Annotated in this window: 19 protein-coding genes; 9 read left to right on the top strand and 10 right to left on the bottom strand. The window is 72.9% G+C overall.

Annotated features, from left to right (window positions below):
- Positions 1 to 105: 105 nt before the first annotated feature.
- From KUM03_RS22490 to surE, 3 genes are all read left to right on the top strand, one after another.
- Positions 106 to 1,131 carry a LacI family DNA-binding transcriptional regulator gene (locus KUM03_RS22490; protein WP_217251083.1) on the top strand — a complete coding sequence of 342 codons (1,026 nt, stop codon included), beginning with the start codon at positions 106 to 108 and terminating at the stop codon, positions 1,129 to 1,131.
- Positions 1,132 to 1,378: 247 nt separating this feature from the next.
- Positions 1,379 to 2,677 (top strand): MFS transporter, encoded by a 1,299-nt coding sequence (locus KUM03_RS22485; RefSeq protein ID WP_217251082.1) that lies wholly within the window; start codon positions 1,379 to 1,381, stop codon positions 2,675 to 2,677.
- Between the two features lie 110 nt (positions 2,678 to 2,787).
- Positions 2,788 to 3,840 (top strand): 5'/3'-nucleotidase SurE, encoded by a 1,053-nt coding sequence (gene surE / locus KUM03_RS22480; protein WP_217251081.1) that lies wholly within the window; start codon positions 2,788 to 2,790, stop codon positions 3,838 to 3,840.
- Positions 3,841 to 3,946: 106 nt separating this feature from the next.
- Here surE and KUM03_RS22475 read toward each other — a convergent pair whose 3' ends face one another.
- Positions 3,947 to 4,639: an alpha/beta fold hydrolase gene (locus tag KUM03_RS22475; RefSeq protein ID WP_217251080.1), complete on the bottom strand. Its 693-nt coding sequence runs from the start codon at positions 4,637 to 4,639 to the stop codon at positions 3,947 to 3,949.
- A gap of 151 nt (positions 4,640 to 4,790) precedes the next feature.
- Between KUM03_RS22475 and KUM03_RS22470 the strand changes: the two genes are divergently transcribed.
- The gene (locus KUM03_RS22470) at positions 4,791 to 7,277 is read left to right on the top strand and encodes a glycoside hydrolase family 3 protein (RefSeq protein WP_217251079.1); all 2,487 of its coding nucleotides are present in this window, start codon (positions 4,791 to 4,793) and stop codon (positions 7,275 to 7,277) included.
- A gap of 90 nt (positions 7,278 to 7,367) precedes the next feature.
- Here KUM03_RS22470 and KUM03_RS22465 read toward each other — a convergent pair whose 3' ends face one another.
- From KUM03_RS22465 to KUM03_RS22430, 8 genes are all read right to left on the bottom strand, one after another.
- Positions 7,368 to 8,582, bottom strand: a complete 1,215-nt coding sequence (locus KUM03_RS22465) for an FAD-dependent monooxygenase (RefSeq protein ID WP_217251078.1) — start codon at positions 8,580 to 8,582, stop codon at positions 7,368 to 7,370.
- 3 nt (positions 8,583 to 8,585) lie between these two features.
- The gene (locus KUM03_RS22460) at positions 8,586 to 10,055 is read right to left on the bottom strand and encodes an MFS transporter (RefSeq protein WP_217251077.1); all 1,470 of its coding nucleotides are present in this window, start codon (positions 10,053 to 10,055) and stop codon (positions 8,586 to 8,588) included.
- Positions 10,056 to 10,092: 37 nt separating this feature from the next.
- On the bottom strand, positions 10,093 to 12,612 hold the full coding sequence (locus KUM03_RS22455; RefSeq protein ID WP_217251076.1) for an ABC transporter permease: 2,520 nt from the start codon (positions 12,610 to 12,612) through the stop codon (positions 10,093 to 10,095).
- Complete coding sequence (locus KUM03_RS22450; RefSeq protein ID WP_217251075.1) at positions 12,609 to 13,430, bottom strand: ABC transporter ATP-binding protein; 822 nt, start codon at positions 13,428 to 13,430, stop codon at positions 12,609 to 12,611. Before KUM03_RS22450 ends, KUM03_RS22455 begins: the two co-directional genes overlap by 4 nt.
- A gap of 139 nt (positions 13,431 to 13,569) precedes the next feature.
- On the bottom strand, positions 13,570 to 14,265 hold the full coding sequence (locus KUM03_RS22445; RefSeq protein WP_217251074.1) for a response regulator transcription factor: 696 nt from the start codon (positions 14,263 to 14,265) through the stop codon (positions 13,570 to 13,572).
- Positions 14,262 to 15,503 carry a sensor histidine kinase gene (locus KUM03_RS22440; protein WP_217251073.1) on the bottom strand — a complete coding sequence of 414 codons (1,242 nt, stop codon included), beginning with the start codon at positions 15,501 to 15,503 and terminating at the stop codon, positions 14,262 to 14,264. Before KUM03_RS22440 ends, KUM03_RS22445 begins: the two co-directional genes overlap by 4 nt.
- Before the next feature lie 98 nt (positions 15,504 to 15,601).
- The gene (locus KUM03_RS22435; RefSeq protein ID WP_254399712.1) at positions 15,602 to 17,944 is read right to left on the bottom strand and encodes a beta-N-acetylglucosaminidase domain-containing protein; all 2,343 of its coding nucleotides are present in this window, start codon (positions 17,942 to 17,944) and stop codon (positions 15,602 to 15,604) included.
- Positions 17,945 to 18,170: 226 nt separating this feature from the next.
- On the bottom strand, positions 18,171 to 19,061 hold the full coding sequence (locus tag KUM03_RS22430) for a tyrosine-protein phosphatase (RefSeq protein ID WP_308406386.1): 891 nt from the start codon (positions 19,059 to 19,061) through the stop codon (positions 18,171 to 18,173).
- Between the two features lie 322 nt (positions 19,062 to 19,383).
- On the opposite strand from KUM03_RS22430, the gene KUM03_RS22425 reads away from it, so the two are divergent.
- The 4 genes from KUM03_RS22425 (at position 19,384) to KUM03_RS22410 (ending at position 22,166) form a co-directional block, all read left to right on the top strand.
- On the top strand, positions 19,384 to 20,571 hold the full coding sequence (locus KUM03_RS22425; protein WP_217251070.1) for a Rieske 2Fe-2S domain-containing protein: 1,188 nt from the start codon (positions 19,384 to 19,386) through the stop codon (positions 20,569 to 20,571).
- A gap of 1 nt (position 20,572) precedes the next feature.
- Positions 20,573 to 20,800, top strand: a complete 228-nt coding sequence (locus KUM03_RS22420; protein ID WP_217251069.1) for a ferredoxin — start codon at positions 20,573 to 20,575, stop codon at positions 20,798 to 20,800.
- Positions 20,793 to 21,587: an SDR family oxidoreductase gene (locus KUM03_RS22415; protein ID WP_217251068.1), complete on the top strand. Its 795-nt coding sequence runs from the start codon at positions 20,793 to 20,795 to the stop codon at positions 21,585 to 21,587. Before KUM03_RS22420 ends, KUM03_RS22415 begins: the two co-directional genes overlap by 8 nt.
- 135 nt (positions 21,588 to 21,722) lie before the next feature.
- Positions 21,723 to 22,166 (top strand): SRPBCC family protein, encoded by a 444-nt coding sequence (locus tag KUM03_RS22410; RefSeq protein WP_217251067.1) that lies wholly within the window; start codon positions 21,723 to 21,725, stop codon positions 22,164 to 22,166.
- A 46-nt stretch (positions 22,167 to 22,212) separates the two neighbouring features.
- Here the strand turns inward: KUM03_RS22410 and KUM03_RS22405 are convergent, their stop codons facing one another.
- Positions 22,213 to 23,091: an IclR family transcriptional regulator gene (locus tag KUM03_RS22405; RefSeq protein WP_308406385.1), complete on the bottom strand. Its 879-nt coding sequence runs from the start codon at positions 23,089 to 23,091 to the stop codon at positions 22,213 to 22,215.
- 275 nt (positions 23,092 to 23,366) lie between these two features.
- On the opposite strand from KUM03_RS22405, the gene hsaA reads away from it, so the two are divergent.
- Positions 23,367 to 24,533, top strand: coding sequence for a 3-hydroxy-9,10-secoandrosta-1,3,5(10)-triene-9,17-dione monooxygenase oxygenase subunit (gene hsaA / locus KUM03_RS22400; RefSeq protein WP_217251065.1), 1,167 nt, complete (start codon positions 23,367 to 23,369; stop codon positions 24,531 to 24,533).
- Positions 24,534 to 24,583 lie beyond the last annotated feature (50 nt).

Below are 24,583 nucleotides of genomic sequence, written 5' to 3'. Positions count from 1 at the left end.
CGTTCGACCGGTCCGCTCGGCCCGTGAGGGCGAGACCGCCCCGCCCGCCCGTGCCCGCCCCGCCGTCCCGCGTCCGGCGCCGCCTCGTCTGCGATGATGACCGGCATGGCCTCCGCATCCTCGCCCCGCGCCGCCGGCACCCCGCCCACCAGTGGTGATGTCGCGCGCGCCGCGGGGGTGTCCCGGGCCACCGTCTCCTACGTCCTCAACGACACCGAGGGCGGCCGGGTCAGTGAGGCCACCCGGCACAGGGTGCGGGAAGCGGCCCGGCAGCTCGGCTACGTGCCGCACGCGGTGGCGCGGGCGCTGCGGGCCGGGCGCAGCGGGATCGTGCTGCTCACCGCACCCGCGGTGACCGTGGGGCCGCTGTTCGCACAGGCCTACGCCGACCTTCAGCAGGCCCTCGCGGAGCTGGGCCACACCGCCGTCCTCTACGGACCGACCGGCGCGAGGGGAGCGGGGGCCGGCCGGCGCTGGGCCGAGCTGCGGCCCGACGCCGTGCTGTCGCTGATGGACGACAGCATGGACGAGGACGCCGTCGCCGTGCTGCACAAGGCGGGCGTCGAAGTGGTGCTCAGTGCCGGTCCGGTGCCGGTCCCGGGCGCGCACGCCCTGGTGACCGACCAGGAGCAGGTCGGATTCCGCGCGGTGGAGCACCTCGGGGCAGCCGGCCGCCGCACCCTGGGTGTCCTCGTGCCGGCCGACGCGTCGCTGCGCGCCTTCGCCGAGTCCCGGCTGGCGGGCGCCGAACGGGCCGCGCGGGCGCAGGGCGCCGTCACCGTCGTACGCCAGGAACTCGCGATGGACGAGGACGCGGCCAGGGGCTGGGCGCAGCGGTGCGCCGAGGCCGGGACCGACGGCCTGTTCGCGTACAACGACGAGTACGCCGCCCTCGCCGTACGTGCCCTGCAGGACACCGGGCGCAGGGTGCCGGAGGACGTCGCGGTCGTCGGTGCCGACGACCTGCTGATCGGACGGCTGCTGAGGCCGCGGCTCACGACGGTGCGGATGGACTACCTGCCGCCACGGGAGATCGCCGGGTTGCTCGACCGGCTGATCGGCGCGCCCGGCACGCCGCCGGAGACGCACGACATGCTCCGCACGACACTCGTCGTGCGCGAATCGGCCTGATCCGCCGCGCAGTTCGCAGGTCTCGGCCTTCAACTTCTCAAACCCAGGAAGTAGCAGTCGCCTTCGCCGGGCCTCTCGCCGCCAAGTAACGAAACTATCGCGCGGTGCGCGACATCTAGTCATGCTTACACGTGTCACCTACGCTCCTGCCCAACGCGAGCCCCACCCGCGTCCCGTTTCTCCGGCATCGCCTCCCTAGGGGCCTCACATGACTCGTTCACTTCCTGAAAACATGCCGGCGCCAGCCGTGTCTGACCACGCGGCCGGCCCCGACGACGCACCCGCCGGCCGCTCCGGGCTCCGTCCCCTCTACCTCACGCTGCCGATGGCCAACGTCGCGCTGTACCTCCTGTGGATGGGGGTGGGCAGCTTCCTGCTCCCGCTGCAGGTCGCCCGGATCACCGGCACCAACGACACCGCCGCCCTGTCCACGGCCAGCACCATCGGCGCCGTCCTCGCGACCGTCGGCAACCCGGTCTTCGGCCAGCTCTCCGACCGCACCCGGTCCCGCTTCGGGCGCCGCGCCCCGTGGATCCTGTTCTGCGCGGCGCTCGGTGCGCTCGCACTGGTCATGCAGGCCCACGCGGCGAGCATCGCCATGCTCGGGATGAGCTGGGGCGTCGTGCAGTTCATCATGAACGGCTATCAGGCCGCCCTGACCGCCGCGCTGCCCGACCGCGTGCCGGCTCGCCGGTACGGCACCTTCTCCGCGCTGGTCGGGCTCGGTGTGCCCCTCGGCACGATCGTCGCCGCGCTGGTCGTCGGCGGTGTGCCCGGCGAGAGGTTCGGCCTGGACGGAGTCGTCGGCGGCTTCGGCGGCCGGTTCGCGGGCGAGAACGGCTACTACCTGATCGCGGTGGTGGTCGTGGTCGCGGCGTTGGTGTTCGTGGTCGTCTCACCCGACCGGGACGCGCGCTCCCTGCCGAGGCAACGGTTCTCCCTCAAGGGGTTCCTCGCCAACTTCTGGGTCAGTCCCAAGGGGCACCCCGACTTCGGCTGGGCCTTCCTGTCACGGCTCGGAGTGATGCTCGGCTACATGATCGTGCTCACGTACAACATGTACCTGCTCGCGGAGCACATCGAGATCCCGCCGCAGGAACTGCTGCCGACCCAGGGCTTCCTGATGATCGTCAACGCGGTGTGCACCGTCGTCGCCGCCCTCGTCGTGGGCCCGCTCGCCGACCGGGTCGGCAGGGTGAAGCCCTTCGTCCTCACCTCCGGGATCGCGGCGGCGCTCGCCCTGGTCCTGCCGATGGTGTGGCCGACGGAGGGCGGCATGCTCGCGTACAACATCTTCGGCGGCCTGGCGTTCGGGGTGTACATGGCCGTCGACATGGCGCTGATCACCAAGGTGCTGCCGCGCACGGCCGACGCGGGCAAGGACATGGGCGTCATCAACATCGCCAACGCCGGACCGCAGATCCTCGCCCCCACCCTCGCCGGATGGATCGTCGCCGCGGGCGGCTACGAGGCGCTGTTCCCGGTCGCCGCGGCCGTCTCCCTCGTCGGCGCGCTCGGGGTGCTGCCGGTGCGGACGGTGCGCTGAACGGCGGCTTCCCGCGCGCGCCGCGGTCCCGTCGGGCGTCCGCACCCGAGAGCCAACCCTTCCGGCACCACACCGCAACGGCACCCCAACCGACTCTCACGAGGAGCACCATGAACCGCTTCCGAACGCTTCCCGCACTCGCCGCCGCGGGCACCCTGCTGCTGGCCTGCGCCCAGGCACAGGCCGTCCCGGAGCGGCCCGAGCGCCAGGACCATCGAGGCCGGGCGCCGCTGGCGGGCCTGCGCGTACTGCTCAGCAACGACGACTCCATGCGGATGGCCCGCCCCGACGCCTCCGACGGCAAGGGCCTGTACGAGGTGCGCCGCGCCCTGTGCGCGGGCGGTGCGGACGTCGTCGTCATGGCGCCGTGGGCGAACCAGAGCGGCGCCGGCACCAGCGCGACGAGCAGTGGCCGGCTGACCGTCCAGCGCCGGACCGCCCTGCCCGCCGGCTACGAGAACGACTGCTCCCGGGCGCCGGGCGGCGGTGCGGTGTACGGGGTGTGCAAGGGCGGTTCGCCCTGCGGGCCGGAGACTCCCAGCGCGACGCCCGCCGACACCGTGCGCCTCGGGATCGGCGGCGGGCTCGCGGCGAAGGCCGGCTGGACGGACGGCCCCGACCTGGTCGTCACCGGCAGCAACTACGGCCCGAACGTCGCCTCCGTCGTCAACGAGTCGGGCACGGTCGGCGCCGCGCTCGCCGCGATCGACGAGGGCGTGCCCGCGGTCGCCCTCAACAGTTCGTACGACCCGGCCGTCACGGACTCCTTCGAGGTGGCGGACCACACGTACCGCGCCACGGCCGAGTTCGGGGCGAACCTCGTCGCAGACCTGCGTGAACGGGGACTGCTCACCACGGAGTTCGTCGTGAACGTGAACTATCCGCACCACGAGAGGGGAGAGCGTCCACGGGGCACCGCGTGGACTTCGGTCGGCACGCGGAAGCTCGTGGAGTTCCGGTACTCGGCGCAGGGCGACACCTTCACCATCGGCGGGGCACTGTGCGTGCCGGACGAGCCCAAGTGCCGTCCCGAGACGAAACGCCGTGCGGACTTCGCCCTTCTCCAGCGGGGCCATGTGACCGTCACCCCGGTCGGCCTCGACCGTACGCACACCGGCAGGGAGACCCGCCGGCTCGAACGGTACGTGCGCACCGGGCGCTGACGGGGCGCGGCGGTAGGGCGGCGCCGCCCGCCCTCACGCCCCGCCCATCACGAGGGCCCCGTCGCCCAGGAGGGGAGGCGACGGGGCCCTCGCGTCGTCGGAGGCGTCAGATCCAGCCGTCGAGGGACTGGAGGAAGGCCTGTGGGTCGTCACGGTGTATGCAGTGCCCGGTCCGCGGCACGACGCGTACCTGGAAGCCGCGCTCCTCCAGCAGCGCCGCACCCGCGGCGTCGACGCACAGGCTGGGGTCGGCGAGCTGGACCAGGGAGGGCACGACGGCCGACTTCGGCAGGTAGTCCCGCTCGAAACGCCTCGTCGCGTGCAGGAAGCCGGGGTCGAAGAGGGAGAACCCCGCCAGTTCGGCCGCCACGTCCGCGTCGGACCAGCGGGGGTTCATGGCCCGGACGCTCTCGGCGGTGGCGGAGGCGACCATCTGCTCCATGCCCGCGGTGGCCCCGTCCGGAAGGTTGCCGAGCTGGAAGCCGGGGTCGGAGTAGACGGCGCGGGCAGGGCGCAGGCGGTCGACGGCGAGGGCGAGGGACAGGCCGCCCATCGAGTGGCCGATCGCCACGTCGGCGTCCGTCGGCAGGCTCTCCGCGAGATCCTCGGCGAGCAGCTCGGGGCGGTACGTACCGCGCGGGCTGCGACCGTGGCCGCGCAGGTCGGGGGCGAGGACGCGGTAGCCGAGGCCGACGAGGTGGTCCTCGACCGCGTGCCAGGTGCGGTGGTCCGACATGGCGCCGTGGATCAGCAGCGCCACCTTGTCACCGGAGCCGCGCTGATGGACGTTCAGCTTCATCAGGATGAGACCTTCCAGGGCTGTCCGAGGAGTGGTTACACGTGTAAGCATGTGTATCGCACCCCGAACACGCAAGAGGAATCCGCAAGCAATACACCCAGAGATCCGTTGAGCAATGCATACGGGACGAACCGACCAAGGAGAGACCGCCATGCCCGACCCCCAGCAGCACCTCACGGCAGCACAGAACGCAGCGGTGGACGATGACCAGGCCCGTGAGGCAGTGGTCGAGGCGGCACTTGGCAAGCTCGACCTCGACTCCAAGACGCGGCTCCTGGCCGGCCACGACATGTGGTCGCTGCCCGCCCTGCCGCAGATCGGGCTGGCGCCGATCGTGATGTCGGACGGCCCGGTCGGTGTGCGCGGTGTGCGCTGGACCGCCGACGATCCCTCCGTCGCGCTGCCGTCCCCCACCGCGCTCGCCGCCACCTGGGACCCGGAACTGGCCCGGCGCGCGGGGGAGCTGCTGGCGCAGGAGGCGCGCCGCAAGGGAGTGCACGTGCTGCTCGCGCCGACGGTCAATCTGCACCGGTCCCCGCTGGGCGGGCGCCACTTCGAGGCCTACAGCGAGGACCCCTACTTGACGGGTGAGATCGGCGTCGGCTACGTGCGGGGTGTGCAGTCCGGCGGTGTGGGCACCACGATGAAGCACTTCGTCGCCAACGACGCCGAGACCGACCGCCTCACCGTCGACAACGTCGTCTCGGAGCGGGCGCTGCGCGAGCTGTACCTGGCGCCGTTCGAGGCGATCGTCGCGGGCGCCCGTCCGTGGGGCGTCATGACCGCCTACAACCGGGTCAACGGTGTGACCATGACCGAGCACCGCCGCCTGGTGCGGGAGGTGCTGCGCGGCGAGTGGGGTTTCGACGGCGTCAACGTGTCCGACTGGATGGCGGCCCGTTCCACCACCGGTGACATCCAGGGCGGCCTGGACGTGGCCATGCCGGGACCGCACACCGTCTACGGGGAGGCCCTGGCCGCCGCCGTCCGCGCGGGCGAGGCCGAGGAGAGCGCCGTCGACGAGGCGGTGCGCAACGTACTGCGCCTCGCCGCACGGGTGGGCGCCCTGGAGGGCGCGGAGCCGGTGGTCGCCGAGCCCCCGGCCGAGATCGACGGCGCCGGGCTGGCCCGCGAGATCGCCCGCCGCTCCTTCGTGCTCCTGCGCAACGAGTCCGTGCCGGACGCCGGCCCCGCCCTTCCGCTGGACCCCGCCCGCACCCGCCGGGTCGCCCTGCTCGGTGCCGCGGCGCGGGACGCGAGGATCCTCGGCGGCGGTTCCGCGACCGTGTTCCCCCTGCGGACCGTCTCCCCCCTCGACGGACTGAGCGCCGCGCTGCCCGAGGGCACCCTGACGTACGCGGTCGGCGCCGACCCGAGCGACGAACTCGCCGTCGCCGGACAGGGTTTCTCCCTGCGGGCGGTCTGCCGGGACGCCGCCGGGAACACGCTCGGCGAGGGCCGCCTGCCGAACGGGCAGGTGCAGTGGATCGGCGACGACCTGCCCGACGGAGTGACACGCGAGAACCTGCACAGCATCGAGGTCACCGGCACCTTCCGGCCCCGGGAGAGCGGAGTGCACCGCTTCGGCACCCGGGGAATCGGCGGTTACCGCCTGACGGTCGCCGGCCGGGTGCTGTTCGACGGGGAGCAGGCGCTGGACCCGGAGGCCGATCCGTTCGAGGCGTTCTTCGGCGCCCCCGCCGAACGCGGGACGCTCGCGCTGACCGAAGGCGAACCGGTGGAAGTGTCCCTCCTCCACACCCTGCCCGAAGGACCGGCCGCCCCGGTGTTCGGTGTGATGTTCTCGCTCGTGCACCTCGGTCCGCGCCGGGACCTGGACGAGATGATCGCCGAGGCCGTCGAGGCGGCACGGCAGGCGGACGCCGCCGTGGTCGTCGTGGGCACGACCGAGCGCGTCGAGTCCGAGGGCTTCGACCGCGAGGACCTGAGGCTGCCGGGCCGCCAGGACGACCTGGTCCGCGCGGTGGCCGGGGCCAACCCGCACACGATCGTGGTCGTCAACGCCGGCTCGCCGGTGGAACTGCCGTGGCGGGACGAGGTCGCCGCCGTGCTGCTCAGCTGGTTCCCCGGACAGGAGGGCGGCGCCGCCCTCGCGGACGTGCTGCTCGGAGCGGAGGAACCCGGCGGGCGCCTGCCCACCACCTGGGGCGACCTGGACCGGGCACCGGTCACCGAGGTGACCCCCACCCGCGGCGAACTCCACTACGACGAGGACGTCTTCATCGGCTACCGCGCCTGGGAGCGGGCAGGCCGGACACCGTCGTACGCCTTCGGGCACGGTCTGGGCTACACGGCCTGGACGTACGAGTCGATCGCTCTGCACGGCACCACGGCTACCGTCACCGTCCGCAACACCGGGACCCGGACGGGCCGCGAGATCGTCCAGCTGTACGTCGCGCCGACCGGCCCGGGACCGGACCGGGCGGCCCGGTGGCTGGCCGGTTTCGCCCAGGTCACGGCCGCGCCCGGCGAGCGCGCCACAGTGACGGTCGAACTGCCCGACCGCGCCTTCGAGATCTGGGACGGCGACGGCTGGCGCCGCGTCGCGGGCACCTACGACGTCCTCGCGGGCCACTCCCTCACCGACGTCCGCCTCACCGCGTCGCTCACGCTCTGAGGAGCGGCGGAGGAGCGGCGGCCCACCATCGGCTCCGGGGCGGTACCTGACCCGCCGCCCCGGAGCGCCGTCCGGCTCGGTGGCGAGGGGTCAGCGGTCTCTGGGGCGGTCCTGGACGGGTTCGGGCAGTGTGAGGGCGGTGTGCGCCGGGCGTCCGGTGGCCGGCGGCGAGGCGGTGAGGGCGCGGAGTCTGGCGTTGCGCCTTTCGAGTGCCGCGGCCGTGGTGGGGAAGAGCGCCGCGTCGCCTTCCGTGACCTGTGCCTGGTTCAGTTCGACGAATCCGCGCAGGTCCCTCTCGTAGGCGGCGAAGGCCGCGGTGTGGTCGCGATGCGCGGCCAGCGAGGCGGCGAGCACGTAGGCGCCGACGAGGGCGAGGCTGGACCCCTGCCCGGTCAGGAACGACGGTGCGTAGGCGGCGTCGCCCACGAGCGCGGTCCGGCCACTGGACCAGCGTGGCATGCGGACCTGGCTCACGGTGTCGAAGAACGGATCGCTCGCGCGGCGCATGGCGGCGACCATGGCCGGGATCTCCCAGCCGGCGTCGGCGAACGTGGTGGCCACGAGGTCACGCTGCGCCTCCGGGTCACGGAGCACCTCGTACCCGGGCTCCGGGCCCGCGAAGGTGAGGAAGGCGTGCACCTCGTCGGCGTCCTCGACGGCGTAGAGCGCCGCGGCCCTCCCGGGGGTGTTCCACATGAGTACCTCGTGGGAGAGACCGAAGGTGTTGGGCATGGTGAAGACGGTGAAGCAGTACCCCAGATAGTGGTGGAACCGCTGCTCGGGACCGCACACCAGCTCCCGGGTACGGGAGTGCAACCCGTCCGCGCCCAGGACCAGGTCGAAGCTGCGCCGGTCGCCGCTGCGGAAGGTGACGTCGACGCCGTGCTCGTGTTCCGTGAGCGCGTCGACGGAGTCGTCGAACACGAACTCCACCTCGTCGCGGACGGCCCCGTACAGGGCTCGGGCCAGATCGCCGCGACGCACCTCGACGTCACGACCCTCGACACCGCCGGCCACCACCTGGGGATGGACCACCGCCGCCTCGCCGCCGTCGGCGTCGAGGAAGGACACCCGGCGCGACTCGACATGCGCCTCCCGGAGCTGCGGCAGGATTCCCATCCGGCGGGCCACCTCCACCGCGGTGCCACGCACGTCGACCGGATAACCGCCGGCGCGCAGCCCGGCGGACTTCTCCACCACCGTCACCGTGAACCCGTACCGTTGCAGCCAGTACGCCACGGCGGGGCCCGCGATGCTCGCTCCGGAGACCAGGACCGTACCCCTGGACGCTGTTCCCATGACCATGTGTCAGCTCTCCTTGCTGTGACGAGGTACCGCGCTGAGGCGGGGGCCGCTTCGTACGAGCAGCACGGCCAGCACCGCGGCGGCCGCGAACGCGGCGGAAGCGATCGCGATGTAACCGAACACACCCGTGGCCGAGTTCGCCGTCTCCCCGCCGACGACCACCGACGTCGACTCGAGCACGGCGGCACCCACGAAGTTCAGCACCACCGACCCGATCGAGACCATGACCATGACCAGGCTGGAGACGATGCCCTGCCGCTCGGGGGGAGCCAGGCTCCCCGCCATGTTGAATCCGGACGTCCCGAGCGCTCCCACCGTGACACCCAGCAGGAAGCCGCAGCAGAGCGCGACGGGAAGCCGGGACACCCCGGCGAACATCCCGACGGTCACCACCGTTCCGAGCATGATGGCGCCGGCGAGGGTCCGAGCCGGTCCGACGCGTGCGGCGAGCCATCCGGCCGACGGGCCACCGAGCGTGACGCCGAGCCCCGGCGCCGCGAGGAGCAGCGCCACCGACCCCTGGCCGGCCAGTCCGTACCCGAGCCGCTGATCCGCCGACACGTCACCGATGAGGGGGATGAGCTGCAGCACGCTCTGGTACGAACCCGCGGCGAGGAAGACCACGAGGAGCGTGAGCACCAAGGGGCCGCCCAGGTTCCTGACGTCGATCAGGGGGTCGGGCTTCCGGCTGGAGACCAGGAACCACCTGGCCAGTGCCCCGACGCCGCCGACGAGGAGGGCCAGCGGCCCCGGAGCGAGCCAGCCGAGGTCCGAGCCGAGACTGACGTAGCCGAGTACGCCGACCAGACCCCCGCCGAGAAGAAGGGCACCACCGACGTCGAGCCGGCCCGGCGTCCTGACCGGGGCCTCGGGGAGGACGCGGTGCACGCAGACCGCCATCGCGGCCGCGACGAGGGCCGACACGAGGAACAGGATCTGGAAGCCGAACCGCTCGGCCAGGTCCTCGATGACGAAACGCGACGCGATGTTGAGGACCGCGGAGCCGGAGGTCACGATGCCCACGACGATCATCGCGATGCGGGGCGCGCAGAGGCCCCGGACCATCGCCACGGAGAGGAAGACCGTGGCCAGGGCAGCCCCCTGCAGCACGCGTCCCGGCACGAACAGCCAGAGGCTGGGCGCCACGGCACACAGCAGGGCCCCCGCGCAGCTGAGGAGCAGTGCCAGGACCAGTACCCTGCGCCTGCCGTGGAGGTCGGCGGCCTTCCCGAGCAGGGGGGCCCACATCACACCCGCCAGCATCGCGGTGGCGTTGAGCCACGCCGCCTGGTCGGTGCCGAAATGGTCGAGCATCTCCGGGAGGACGACCAGCGGCGCGGTGACGGCCGAGTCGACTACGAAGTTCACCAGGGCCAGGACGGCCACCAGGCCGACGAGCCGTCCGCTCCACCTCGTGTGCCGTCCGGCGTCCGTGCGTGCGGGATCCGTGCTTCCGGTCCTGCTCTGCTGCATGGCTGACTCCTTGTCGGAGGTGCTGCCGCGGGCGGTCTCAGACATTGCGGTCACGCAGTGCGGCGCGGGCCGGTAGGGACACGGCGACGAGGCCGAGGCACACCGCGGCCGCGGCGAACGTGGCGTACAGCAACGGGGGCACGTACGGGAGCTCGCCCGTCAGACCGCGCATCATCGGGGTCAGCGTGACCATGGCGATGGCGGTGCCCAGGGCCACGCCCGCCGCCGACACCAGCAGGCTCTCCCAGCCGAGCATGCGCATCACCTGGCGGCGGGTGGAGCCAACGAGGCGGAGCGTGGCCAGTTCGCGCCGGCGGTCCAGGACCGTCATCACCAGCGTGTTGACGGCGGCGACGGCGGCGAAGCCGCCCAGGACCGCGGCCATCATGTAGTTGGCCCAGGCGCCGAACTCCCGGTCCACGTTCTGCGCGACGGCGTATCCGGAGGCGTCGGTGACCTCGCCGAGCGCGGTGAGCGGACCGGCGTCGCCGCCGCTCACCAGCAGCGTGTCCGCGAAGGCCGACGTGACGTGCCCGTCCAGCGAGGCGCGGTCCATCGTCACCGCCGGCAGGCCCAGGCCGCGGCCGTAGACCGCGACGACTTCCGGCTCGGCCTTCGTGCCGTCGGGGAGGTAGAGCGGCAGCTTGTCGCCCAGCTCGACCTCGGCCGCGGTGGCGAGGGTCCTGTCGATGGCGATACGGCCCTCGCCCACCCGGTCGAGGCTGCCGCCGCGCACGTCCAGGTCCTGGACCTCGGCGAGCTGGGCCCCGGCGCCCGAGATGCCCTGGGTGGCAGTCGCCTGCAGCGACGTCTCGCCGCCGCCCTCGACGGGCACCAGTACCTGCGTGTCGAGCAGGCTCACCGCCGCGTCGACGCCGGGGGCGCGGGCGGCCCGGTCGGCTGCGTCGGCGGGCAGGCCCGCCGGGTTCGTGACCACATGGTCCGCCGTGATGCCCTCGCGGAGCTGCTGCGAGGCGACGTGGCTCTCGCTCGTGTGCATGAAGACGAGCGTCGAGGCGAAGGCCATCGCCAGCACGATCGGCGTGATCGCGGAGGCCAGCCGACGGGCGTTGGTGCGGGAGTTGGCGGCGGCCAGCGACGCGGAGGCGCCGCCGCCGCGCAGCAGCAGGCCGAAGAGCGCCGCGCACAGCCGGGCCAGGATCGGGCCGAGCAGGGCGACGGCCAGCATGAAGAGCATGACGACGCCGAGGGAGGCGTTGGCCGCGTCGGAACCGGCGGCGGAGGCGGCGACGCCGGCGAGTGCCGAGCCGCCGCCGACCGCGCCCAGCCCGAGGACGGTGCGCACGACGCCCGGCCGCAGCCGTTCCACCGAGGCCTCGGCCAGCGCCTGACCCGGCTTGATCCGCGCGGGCCTGCGCCCGGCCGTCCAGCCGGCGCCGAGTGCCGTGAGCAGGCCGACTCCGACGGCGGCGAGCAGCGGAAACCCCGAGACGTGCAGTTCGACCGCCTCCGGGACGGCCCCGCGGTCCTGCATCTGCCCGAACCACCAGTGGGCGAGCCCGATGCCGGGCAGGCAGCCGAGCAGCCCGGCGAGCGGGGCGACCAGCAGCGCCTCGGCGGCGACCGCGCGCCGGATCTGCCGCGGCGTGGCTCCGACGGCGCGCAGCAGCGCGAACTCGCGGGAGCGCTGGCCCACGGAGAGGGCGACCGTGCCGGCCGCGGTGAATATCGCGACCAGGGTCGCGATCCCGCCGAAGGAGCCGCCGACCGCGAAGAGCGTCTCCTTGGCGTAGGCCAGACCGTGGTCCTCGACCTCGCCGCGGTCGTCGCCGGTGAGCACCCGCGCGCCGGAGCCCGTCAGGGACTTCTCGACGGCGGCGGCGAGGGCGTCCGGGTCGGAGCTGTCCTCGGCCGTGACGGCGATGGCGTCGGCCTTGCCGGGGTGCCCGGCCAGCACCGACGCCTCGGCGTCGGCGAACCAGGCCGTGGCCCCGCCGCCCACTTCTTGCTTCGTGGTCTCACCCGCACCGGCCTCGGCCAGCCCGGACACCCGGAAGCCGGCGCGGCCGTCGGCCGTTTCCAGCGTGACGGTGTCGCCGACGCCGGCCCCCGCCGCGCGGGCCGCGTCGGCGCCGAGGACGACCTCGCCCGCGCGGGGCGCGGCGCCGTCGGTCAGCTCGCTGCCGGTGAAGGTGTGCGCGCCCCAGCCGTGGCCGGTGAGCGCGCTCGACGGGGAGGTGCCCTGGTGCACCGGGAAGGTGAAGTCCGGGACGGCGGTGGCCGCACCCGGCACCTCGGCGGCCTTCGCCGCCAGCCCGGCGTCCACGCGGGCGGTGTCCGGCAGCGGGTACGCGGTTTCCTCGGGACCGTCGATGGTGTCGGCGACGACCCGCGCCGACTGGTCGGCCGCCACGACGACCGGCGCTTTCGCGTACCGCTCCGCCGGCACCGACGCCCTCAGGCTGGTCTCCAGCAGCACGCCGCAGGCCGCTACGATCAGCGCCGACATCATCAGCGCGACGAACGTGCCCGCGAACGAGGCGGGCTTGAAGCGCACGGCCGCGCGAGCGAGGCCGTTGGGCGCGAACTTCCTCATGCCGCCGCCCCCGCCATCGCCCGGGTACGGCCGGTGAGCGCCGTCATCCGCGCCGCGATCTGCTCCTGCGAGCCGCGCTCCAGGTGGTCGGCGAAGGCACCGTCGGCGAGGAACAGCACGCGGTCGGCCCAGGCGGCCGCGGCCGGGTCGTGGGTGACCATGACGACGGTGGCGCCGAGGGTGTCCACCGCCTGCCGGAGCAGGCCGAGGACCTCGGCGGCGGTGCCGGTGTCGAGGGCGCCGGTGGGCTCGTCCGCGAACACCACGTCGGGGGCGGTGACCAGGGCGCGGGCGACGGCCACGCGCTGCTGCTGACCTCCGGAGAGCTCGCCGGGCCGGCGCCGCGCCTTGTCGGCGAGCCCCACCTGAGCCAGCACCGCCGCCGCCCGGGCGCGGTCCTGGCGCCGTCCGGCGAGGCGCATGGGCAGCAGGACGTTCTGCTCCACGGTGAGCGACGGCAGCAGGTTGAACGCCTGGAAGACGAAGCCGAGACGGCTGCGGCGCAGCTCGGTCAGCTCGTTCTCGCTCATGCCGGTGATCTCCGTACCGCCGAGGCGCACGGAACCCGCCGACGGCCGGTCGAGCCCGGCGGCGCACTGCAGGAAGGTGGACTTGCCGGACCCGGACGGGCCCATGACGGCGGTGAACGTGCCGCGCGGGAGGGCGAGGTCGACGCCCGCCAGCGCGTGCACGGTGCCCGCGCCCCGGCCGTACTGCCGCCGGACCCCGCGCAGTTCGACGGCGAGACCGGGTGTGGCGGGCGGTGCCTCCTCCGGTCGGTCGTCCGCCTCCTGCCTCTTGGTGCTGCGCAGCCTCATCTTCGGCCCTCTCGTGATCTTCCGTGCTGACGGGATCAAGAGTGCGAGGACGGACGCGCTTGGGGCGTCATACCGGGGAGCCAACCTGGAGGTGCTACCGCGGTAGGGGGTGGACGAGGGACAAGTGGCGGGGACCGGCCTACTCGCCCGGCGCCACCAGCCCCGATTCGTACGCGAAGACCACCGCCTGCGCCCGGTCGCGCAGGTCGAGCTTGGTCAGGACGCGGCTCACGTGTGTCTTCACCGTCTGCTCGGCCAGCACCAGCGTCTGGGCGATCTCCGCGTTGGACCGGCCCCGGGCCACCAGGGTGAGGACCTCGGTCTCGCGTTCCGTCAGGGCCTTCAGCCGCAGCGCGGGCCTGCCCCTGGTGGCGGGGCGTTGCCGGGCGAAGTCCGCGATGAGCCGGCGCGTCACGGAGGGGGCGAGCAGCGCGTCGCCCGAGGCGACGACGCGTACCGCCGCGATGAGGTCGGCCGGCGGGGCGTCCTTCAGCAGGAAACCGCTCGCACCGGCCCGCAGCGCCTCGTAGACGTAGTCGTCGACGTCGAACGTGGTGAGCATCAGGACACGCGGCCGGTGCTCACCCGCTGACGCGGAGCCGCCACCGCCCGGCGGGGGCCCGAGGATGCGGCGTGCGGCCTCCAGGCCGTCCATCTCGGGCATGCGGACGTCCATCAGCACGACGTCGGGACGGGTGCGGCGGCTCAGCTCGACGCCCTGCGCGCCGTCGGGGGCCTCACCCACCACGTCGATGTCGCTCTGGGCGGCCAGCAGCGCGGCGAAACCCGCCCGCACCATGGCCTGGTCGTCGACGATGATGACGCGCGTGGTCACGTGAGGTCCTTTTCATCGAGTTCATCGAGGGGGAGTCGGGCGGCCACCCGGAAACCGCCGTCCGCCAGCGGTCCCGTGTCGAGGGTGCCGCCGATGAGCCGCACCCGCTCGCGCATGCCGACGAGACCGTGCCCGGTGCCGCCCTCCTCGAGCGGCGCGACGGGCGGCTCGGGCGGCGGCCCGTTGACGACGAGGACGGTGAGCCGCGCACCGTCCTCGGCGGCGGACGCCGACACCGACACCCGCGTCGGAGCACCCGGCGCGTGCCGCACCACGTTCGCCAGGGCCTCCTGGACGATGCGGTACGCCGAGAGGCCCACCGTCTCGGACACGTCGGCGTCGCAGGGGGTGAACTCCACCGGCACGCCCGCCCGCACCGTCGCCTCCACCAGCTGGCCGATCCGCGTCAGGCCCGGCTGGGGCGCGAGCTCGCCGCGCGCCTCCTCGCTGCGCAGCACGCCCAGGAGCCGCCGCATCTCGCCGAGGGACTCGCGCGCGGTCGCCGCGATGGACGTGAACTCCTCCTGCACGTCCGGCGGCAGCCGGTCGAGACGGTACGCCGCGGTGTCCGCCTGCACCGTGATGACGGACATGTGGTGCGCCACCACGTCGTGCAGCTCGCGCGCGATGCGGGCGCGCTCCTCCAGCAGCGTCCGCCGGCCACGCTCGGCCTCGCTGATCGTCTCCTGCTCGGCCAGCCTGCGCTGTGCCTCGTACCGTTCGCGGAGCGCGGCGGCGAGCAGGAGCGTGATGCCGCCGAGGATGGTCAGCAGCAGGGTCATGGCATCGGTGTCGTGCGGCGCGGCGAACCCCAGGCCGACGTTCGCGCCCGCCGTCGCCAGCCACACCAGCAGCAGCGTCCGGCGCCGCTCGTGCAGGCCCAGGGCGAGGCAGAGGCCGACGTACCCGACGATCTCCATGGGCGGGAACGGCCACAGGAGCCGCTCCTCGAAGTCGACGGTGAGCAGGGCGAGCGCCCCGGCGACATCCGCGGCGAAGACCACGTACCAGGCCCGCAGCGGGCGCACGACGGCGAGCAGCAGTGGTGCCGACTGCGCGACGGCCAGCGCGCTCGCCAGGCCGCCGTTGAGGCCGTAGTCGGCGGTGAGGACCTGGATGGTGGTGGGCAGCAGGGCGACGCAGAGCACGAACGCCACGCCCCACGGCAGCAGCCGCACCCACCGGCGCGAAGCGCCCGCGAGCAGCGCGCGCGGGCGTTCCTCCTCCACTGACGTCATGGGCATCACCCTATGCGTGTCGCGTGCGCAGCCGCTCACGCCGCCGGTGCGGGCGCGTGACGTGCCCGCACCGGCGGCATCCTTCGCGTCGGGAGAGATCAGGAGACGGAGGTCCCGAAGATCCCCAGTTCGTGGACCGAGTAGCCCCAGGTCGTCTTCCGTTCGACGCCCTGGACGCGGACGTGGCTGACGGCCTCGTCTCCGGCGAGTCGTACGACGTCGTTGCCGCAGTCCTGCGGGCGCTGCGTGGACACCGTCTTCCAGTGCACGCCGTCCGTGGAGGTCTGGACGGCGTACTCCGTCGCGCACGCGCTCTCCCACGCGACGGTCACCGCGGCCACCTTCGCCGGGGCGGCGAGCTCGACCTGCACCCACTCGTCGTCCGAGTAGCCGGAGGCCCAGCGGGTGCCCATCAGCCCGTCGTTGACGTGGCGCGGGGCCAGCCGGTCGAGGTCCTGCTCCACGCTGGACGCCGACGCCGTCCCCTTCAGGGCAAGGTTCTCCGTGCCGCCCGCGGAGTCCCACAGCTGGAGCCGGAGGCCGGCCCGGAAGAGGAACGTGTCGAGCACGCCGTCACCGACCTTGGGCTGGACCGATCCCCAGGAGTTGCGCGGCGGGTCGGTCCGCACGGCACGCGCCTGCCGCTGCAGTTCGTCGGACTCGGCCAGCAGCCGGTCGGAGATCTCCTTGTCGCCGGCCTGCCGAGCCGCGAGCGCGTCGAGCATCCTCACCATCGCCGTGCCCCACAGCTCGGTGGCGTCCAGCCACGGGGCGGCGTCGACCGTGAAGCCCTTCTCCACGGAGCCGCCGCGGATGGTGGCCGGGGCCCGTTCGACGGCCCGCGCGTAGGCGCGCAGGGACCTGACCGCCCCGGTCCGGTCTCCCTCGTCCCACGACGCCCAGAACTGCGCGACGCGGCGAGCGAGTTCGGGAGCCTGGGGCTGCCAGGGCGTGTCGCCGAAGGTCGGGGCCATGTGTTCGAGGTCGCCGAAGACGAGCAGGGCCTCGGTGGCCTTCCGGTCGCCGCCCGCGAGGTAGGCCATGGCGCTGCGCCAGTTCTTCCCCGGGTCGTAGGCGCGGTCGTTCCAGGTGAAGTCCGCGGTGCCGAAGACGGCCACCTTGCTGGCGTACGGCTGGTTCATGGGGTTGGCCACGATGCCGGACAGGTGCTCGGACAGGCCGGCCTCACGCTTGTCGTACGGCGCGAGGAGCAGCCGCCCGCTGGTGTTGCCGAAGTCGTTGACCGGGTAGTTGTCCCACACGAAGACGTCGCGGCCGAAGACCTTCGACGTCTGCTCCGCCTCCTCTTTGGTGATCCGCGTCGGCACGACGCCCACACCGGTCCACTGGACCTCGACCGCCGGGTCCAGCGCGCCGCGCAGGGCCTGCTTGTAGGCCGAGTCCGTGTTGTTGTAGTACTCGGTGGGCACCATCTGCAGCGGCCACGTGCCCTCGTGGGTGGCGACGAAGGTGCGCTGTACGTCGTTGAGCAGGTCGACCTGCGCCTTTCCGGCGGCTCCCGCGTCGGGTTCGCCGTAGGCCGTCCGGTCGGCCTCGCAGTTCCAGCTGGTGTAGTCGATGTCGTCGAGCGGGATGGAGAAGGCGCGGGTCCCCAGGTCGTACAGGGCTTGGAGCTTGTCCTTCAGCGCCTTGCGGTCGGCGGGGTCGGAGTAGCAGATCGACTCGCCGGGGGAGACGGCGAAGGTGAAGCGCACGTGGTTCGCCGTGGCCCGGTCCACCAGCTCGCCCAGCTCCGCCAGCTTGTCCGCCGGGTAGGGCTCGCGCCACTTGCCCCGGTGGTAGGGGTCGTCCTTGGGCGCGTAGATGTAGGTGTTCGCCTTGACGTCCCCGTAGAAGTCCATCTGGTCGAGGCGTTCGGCGTGCGTCCACGGCTGCCCGTAGAAGCCCTCGATGGTGCCCCGCAGCGGCATCGACGGGAAGTCGCTGACCCGCACGCCCGCCACTTTCCAGTCCTTGCCGCTCGTGCGGACGAAGAGCTGGCGCAGGGTCTGCACGGCGTAGAACTGCCCGGCGGCGTCCTTCCCGCCGAGCGTGATCCGCGAGCCCTTGCCGGCTCCCGTGGCCCGCAGGGCGTAGCCCTCCGCACGGTCCGGCACCGCCGTGCCGCCGAGCGCCTCGGCGATGTCGGGGCGCGTACCGGGGCCCAGCCGCACCGTGAGCAGACCGGCGGCGGCCCTGGGGACCTTTCCGGGGGCCACGACGTCGACCCGGGCGGCGCCGTGTGCCTTCAGCTCCTTGACGAGACGCTCCCGGGCGGCCGCGTCGGTCTTCTCGTCGGCCACGACGATCACCCGGCCGGTCACGACGGCGTCCTCACCTGCGGGAGTGAGGGACTGCGGGGTCGGTGACACGGTCGGCACGGCGGACCCCGCGCGGGGTCGGGGGTCCGCGGCGGCGGCCGGCAGGGTCTCGAGTGCCATGGTACTTGCGAGTGCGAAGCAGAGACTGACCGATGTCATGATGCTCGCGCGTCTTTGCATGGACTCTCCAAGCTTGGTCTGGACCAACAAGTTCCCTTGTCCTGAGTGATGATGGAGGACCAGGGAGCAAAGACGTAAGACGTGTGGGGTCTAGACCTCTTTGGCGCTGCCCTTTACCCTGGCCAACACCCGCCTCTGGCCATGCGGCCACCGGTCCTGACGGCGGCTACCGCAGGAGCCGGGCGCGGAGGAGCATCAGGGTCCGCGTGTCCAGGCCGAGGCCCTCCGTCAGATAGCCGCGCAGGCTGCCGTAGTCCTCCTCGACCTGTTCCAACGCCGCCTCCAGGTAGTCCTCGCGGACTTCCTGGAGAGGGATGAGCAGGCCGGGGTCGCGCATGTAGCCGGACTCCCTCAACCCCTCGCGGACCTCGCGGTCCGCCTCCCGGCGGAAGGTGTTGGAGAGCAGGAAGTCCCGCTCGGCGGCTCGCGCCGGGACTCCGACGGCGCGCAGCAGGAGATAGCTCATCCAGCCGGTGCGGTCCTTGCCCGAGGTGCAGTGGAAGAGCAGTGGCGTGCCCTTGGTGTGGGCCACGTCCCGCACCACCGCGGCGAACTGACGGCGGCTGTCCGCGTCGGTGACGAACGTGCGGTATATGGACCGCATCATCCGCTCGGCCCTGCCGTCACCCAGCGCCGCCTCCTGCGCGACCGGGTCCTTGGAGCCGATGACCTCCGTCGTCCTGGCGTACAGACCCAGGTCGTCCACCGGTCGGGAGACCACGGTGACGCCCTCCGGAACGCGGTCGGCGCCGTCGCGCCGGACCTCCGGCGAGAGACGGAAGTCCACGACGGTGCGCAACCGCAGTCCGGACAGCTTCGAGACGTCCCCATCCGTGAGCCTGCTGAGCGCGTCGGCGCGGAAGACCCGGCCGTAGCGCACCTGACGGCCCCACTCTGTGCGGTACCCGCCGAGGTCGCGGACGTTGACCGCGCCCTGCAGCGCGATGTGGTGGACCTGGCCGGTGGTGGCGGCGGCGCGAGCGGCCGTCGCGGTGGGCTGTGCCATCGCCTCCGGGACGGCGCAGGCGGGGAGGGCGCCGAGTGCGAGGGCGGTCACCAGGGCTCCGGCGCTACGGCGGACATGGGAACCACGCATGAGATCAACTCCAGGCTGTGGGGAGGGACCTGACGGGGGAGTGCGCGGCGGAGAGTGCCGGCCGCTGCACGCGTCGACCGAGGGGAGTACGGGCCGACCAAACGTTTGTCAGGCGGAAGTTAGCAGCGGCCGGCCGCCCCCGGGACCCTTCCGTCACCGCACGGCGCCGGCTTTCCCGGTGAGCGGGAATTCACGCTCACCGCTCGCGGCGCACCCCGCCTAGCCTCCCGGAACGGCCCCGACGCCCCGCGACGGACATCCGTGCTCACCACTGGAGGAGAAGATGACTGCTCTCAACGACGAGGTCCGGGTCATCGACGCGGGCAGGCCGCCCGCGCGCTTCGCCCGGGGCTGGCACTGCCTCGGCCTCGCCGACGGATTCAAAGACGGCAGGCCGCACGAGATCGAGGCCTTCGGTACCAGACTGGTGGTTTTCCAGGGCCGGGACGACGGCGAACTGCACGTCCTGAACGCCTACTGCCCGCACATGGGCGGCAACCTCGCCCAGGGCAGCGTCAAGGGCGACGCGGTAGCCTGTCCGTTCCACGACTGGCGCTGGTCGGGCAACGGCCGCTGCGCCGGCATCCCCTACGCCCGCCGGGTCCCGCTGCGCGCCCGCACCCGCGCCTGGACCACCCTGGAGCGCAACAAGCAGCTCTTCGTCTGGAACGACCCCCAGGGCAACCCCCCGCCGCCCGAGGTCACCGTCCCAGAGATCGCCGGCATCCACGGCCCGGACGCCGACGAGTGGAGCGACTGGACCTGGCACACGCTCCGCGTCGACGGCGCCAACTGCCGCGAGATCGTCGACAACGTCGTGGACATGGCGCACTTCTACTACGTCCACTACGCCTTCCCGGAGTACTTCAAGAACGTTTTCGACGGGCACGTGGCCACCCAGTACATGGAGAGCAGCCCGCGCGGCGACATGGAGCTCGGCACCCTGAGCGCGGGCCGCCTGCGGTCCGACGCCTCTTACTACGGGCCCTCGTACATGATCGACAACCTGTACAGCGACGTCGGCGGCGGCGCCGAGATGGAGATCGTCCTGATCAACTGCCACTACCCGATCGACGAGAACAGCTTCCTGCTGCAGTACGGGGCGATCGTCCGGAGGCTCCCCGGGATGACGGACGAGGAGGCCGCCGAGGCCGCCCGGCTGACCGCGGACGGCGCGACCGTCGGCTTCGAGCAGGACGTGGCCATCTGGCAGAACAAGACCCGGATCGACAACCCCCTGCTGACCGAGGAAGACGGACCGGTCTACCAACTGCGCCGCTGGTACGAGCAGTTCTACGTCGACGTCGGCGACGTGAAGGACGAGATGGTGCGGCGCTTCGAGTTCGAGGTCGACACCGAGCGCGCCAACCGGGCCTGGCGCGCCGAGGTCCAGGAGAACCTCGCCCGCGCCGAGGCTCAGAAGCAGACCGACGACACGGCGGCGGCCGGGACGACGGAATCCGGAGTCTGACATGCGGCAGGTGGAGTGCGGGACCTGCGGCAACCAGGTCCTCTGCGAGAAGTTCAGCATGGCCCACACCTCGGTGCAGTGGACCGCCGACGCGGTCGTCGTCTGCGCGGAGTTCCGGGGCCGAGTGGCCGAGGGCGGAACCAGCGCCCGGATACGCACGTGCCGTGCGCTGCGCGACAGCATCGACCGCGCGGTCGAGGACGGGACCCTGGAGGTCACCCATGGGTGAGCCGGCCAGCACGTCGCGCACCTGCCTGGTCACCGGAGCGGGCTCCGGCATCGGCGAGGCCGCCGCGGCCCACCTACGCGCGCGGGGCCACACCGTCGTTCGGGCCGACCTGGCGGGCGGCGACATCCGCGCCGACCTGTCCACGGCCGACGGCCGGGCCGAACTCGTCGCCCGTGCCCGCGAGCTGACCGGCGGCCGGCTCGACGCCGTCGTCGCCTGCGCGGGAGTCGCGCACTTCGACCCGGTCACCATCCGCGTCAACCACTTCGGTGCCGTGGCAACCCTGGAAGGGCTGCGCCCCCTGCTGGCGGCCGGCACCGACCCGCGGGCCCTGGTCATCGGCTCGATCGACTCCGTGCACCCGACCGACCCGGCGATCGTGGACGCCGCGCTCGCCGGTGACGAGGAGGCGGCGGTGACCGCCTCCCGGGCGGCCGTCGACCGGGGCGAGGGGCACCTCGTGTACTCCTCCTCCAAGGCCGCGATCTCCCGCTGGGTCCGCCGCTCCGCGGTCACCGCCGAGTGGGCGGGCGCGGGCATCCCCCTCAACGCCGTCGCCCCCGGCGTCGTCGTCACGCCGATGACCCGCCCCATGCTGGACGACCCCGAGACGCGGGGGCTCGTCGAGCGGAGCGTGCCGATGCCCCTGCACGGACACGCCCGCCCCGAACGGATCGCCCCGCTGATCACGTGGCTGACCTCCCCGGAGAACGCCCTGGTGACCGGACAGGTCGTCTTCGCCGACGGCGGAGCCGACGCCGTCCTGCGCGGCGACGGAACCTGGTGACGCACGCACCTGGCGACACACAGGACTGGTGACGCGGGGGACCGGTGACGCACGCACCTGGCGACACACAGGACTGGTGACGCGGGGGACCGGTGACACACGGATCTGGTGACCACACATGGTGAGGAGACACCCATGGACACCCGAACGCTCGAACGTTCCGCCGTGCTGACGGCCGACCCCGACGAGGTCTGGGCGGTCGTCGGTGACTTCGGCGGGCTCGCCGACTGGCACCCGCACCTGCCGCCGTCCACGCTCGAGGACGGAGCCGACGCCGAAGTGCCCGGCACCGTACGGGCCTTCGCGGTCGGCGGGCAGGTCGTCGCCCGCGAGCTCCTGCTGGACCACGACACCGAGGCCCGCCGGTACCGTTACGTGCTCCTCGACCCGGTGGCGCTGCCGGTGGACGAGTACGTGGCGACACTGGCCGTGCACCCGCACGCCGACGGGGCCGAGGTCCGGTGGTCGGCCGTGTACCGGAGCCCCGACGACGTGGTGCCGCGCGTGGAGTCGCTCTTCGGCGACGGCACCTACGGCACCGGTCTCGACGCCCTGCGGGCACGCTTCGTCCGCGACTGACCGGAGCACACGCGGCAGGGCGTCACATCGGTTACGTCACGTCACGTCACATCCACTCGCTGGAGCGGAGCCAGGACATCATGTTGTCCATCACGGGCTGCGGCACACCGGCCTCGGGCCGGGCCGCGGCCGTCCGCGCCCGCTGCTTCGCGCGCTGCCCCGGCCCGAACATGGCCTGCCACACCGAGCGGGTGCAACCCCGCACGGCCGGGGCGATCCGCTCCAGTTCGCGGTGGACGCCGTTGCCGCACACCGACACCGAGGCCACCGCCCGGCCCGCTCCGCGCAGGGGCGCGGCCACGCAGAAGACGCCCTGGAAACCCTCCTCGCAGTCGAACGCCACCCCGCGTTCCCGCACCATCGCCAGCTCGCTGCGGAAGGCCTCGGGCCGGGTGATGGTGCGCGGTGTCCGCGGCCGCAGCCCCTGCCGGATCACCGACTCCACCACCGAGTCGTCGCTGAAGGCCAGGATCGCCTTGCCCGCCGCGGTGCAGTACGCGGGCTGCCGGCCACCCACCCGGGACGGCACGCCGGAGTCGAGCGATCCGCCGATCCGCTCCAGATAGACCACCTCGGCGCCGTCGAGCACCGCGAGGTGCACCAGATGGCCGGTGGACTCGTGCAGCGCGTGCAGATGGGGCAGCGCCGCCCGCCGCAGCCGGTTGTGGTGCGAGGCCAGCGCGCCCAGCTCCAGCATGCCCATGCCCAGCCGGTAGTCGCGACCCTCGCGCTCCAGCCAGCGCTGCCGCACCAACTGGTCGAGGATGCGGTGCGCCGAGGACCGGGGCAGACCGGAGCGCTGCACGACCTCGGTCAGGGTGAGCCGGGGCTGCCCGGTCTGGAACGCGCTCAGCACCCTCGCCGCCTTCTCCAGCAGGGACGGGGGCGGGCCTGAGGCCTCGGCAGCATGCGTCGTCAACGGCACCTCCCGCACGGACGGCCGGCGAGCCCGTGGCCGCGGCCGTGATCTCCGGTATTGCATGGATATTGCAGGCAGTGGTGACCGCTGCAAAGAGGCTGTTCAGTTGCGGAACGGTAACGCGTGCGGCGCCTCCCGTCACCACCCCGCGCACCCGGTCGCCACCACACCTCCCGCTCAGTGGGAGAAGCCCGTTCCGCCGCGCCGACGGCCGGACGTACGGTCCTGCCACCTCCACTCACCGGGACATTCCACCAGGACGATCCGAGAAGGGACACTCCATGGCCGACGATGTGCTGGCTGCCGTACGAGACCTCGCCCCGAGTCTGCGGGAGCGCGCGGCCGAGGCCGAGGAGCTGCGCCGGGTGCCCGACGCCTCCGTCAAGGAGCTGGAGGACACCGGCTTCTTCCAGCTGCTGCAGCCCAGGGCCTTCGGCGGCCGGGCGGCCGACCCGGTGCTCTTCTACTCGGCGGTGAAGGAGATCGCCAAGGCGTGCGGTTCGACCGGCTGGGTCGCCTCCGTCGTCGGCGTCCACCCCTGGCACGTCGCCCTGTACGACCCGCGGGCCCAGCAGGAGGTGTGGGGACAGGACCCGAAGACCCGCATCGCGTCCTCGTACGCGCCCACGGGCCAGGCGACCCCGGTCGAGGGCGGCTTCCGGCTGTCGGGCCGGTGGCACTTCTCCTCCGGCTGCGACCACGCCCAGTGGGCCCTGCTGGGCTGCCTCGTCCCGGACGCCGAGGGCCGGCCGGTGGACATGCGCACCTTCCTGGTGCCCCGCTCCGAGTACCGGGTCCACGACGTGTGGGACACCGTCGGCCTGCGCGGCACCGGCAGCAACGACATCGCCGTCGAGGACGTCTTCGTCCCCGACCACCGCGCGCTCAGCTTCGGCCCGGTGACCGCCCTCCAGGTGCCCGGCCACGAGCTCAACCCCGAACCCCTGTACCGGCTGCCGTACGCCGGCGTGTTCACCACCACCATCTCCACCCCGATCGTGGGCATCGCCGAGGGCGCCTACGAGTCCTACGTCGAGGCCACCAAGCAGCGGTTCCGCGTCTCCTACGGGCAGAAGGTCGCCGAGGACCCCTTCGCACAGGTGCGCATCGCCCGCGCGGCCGGCGACATCGACGCCGCCTGGCTCCAGCTGAGCCGCAACATCGGCGAGATGTACGCCCACGCCCGGCGCGGCGAGGAACTCCCGATGGAACTGCGCATCCGCACCCGCCGGGACCAGGTGATGGCCACCGAGCGGGCGGTCGCCGCGATCGACCTGCTGATGGAGAACGCGGGCGGCGGCGCCATGCGCAACGGCCCCAACCCGATCCAGCGCGCCTGGCGCGACGCGCACAACGGCCGCGGCCACGCCGCCAACGACCCGGAGCGGGCGCTGGTCATGTACGGGCAGTGCGCCCTCGGCATCGAGACCCGGGACACGATGGCCTGACAGGCGCCGTCGACTTCTTCCGGCCGAGAACCCCAACACCCTCCGTACTG

The sequence above is a fragment of the Streptomyces sp. AC602_WCS936 genome (genome assembly GCF_019049125.1).
Taxonomy (GTDB): Bacteria; Actinomycetota; Actinomycetes; order Streptomycetales; family Streptomycetaceae; genus Streptomyces.
Note: the sequence above shows the minus strand (reverse complement) of the source record. Positions and strands in the feature narration are given on the sequence as shown.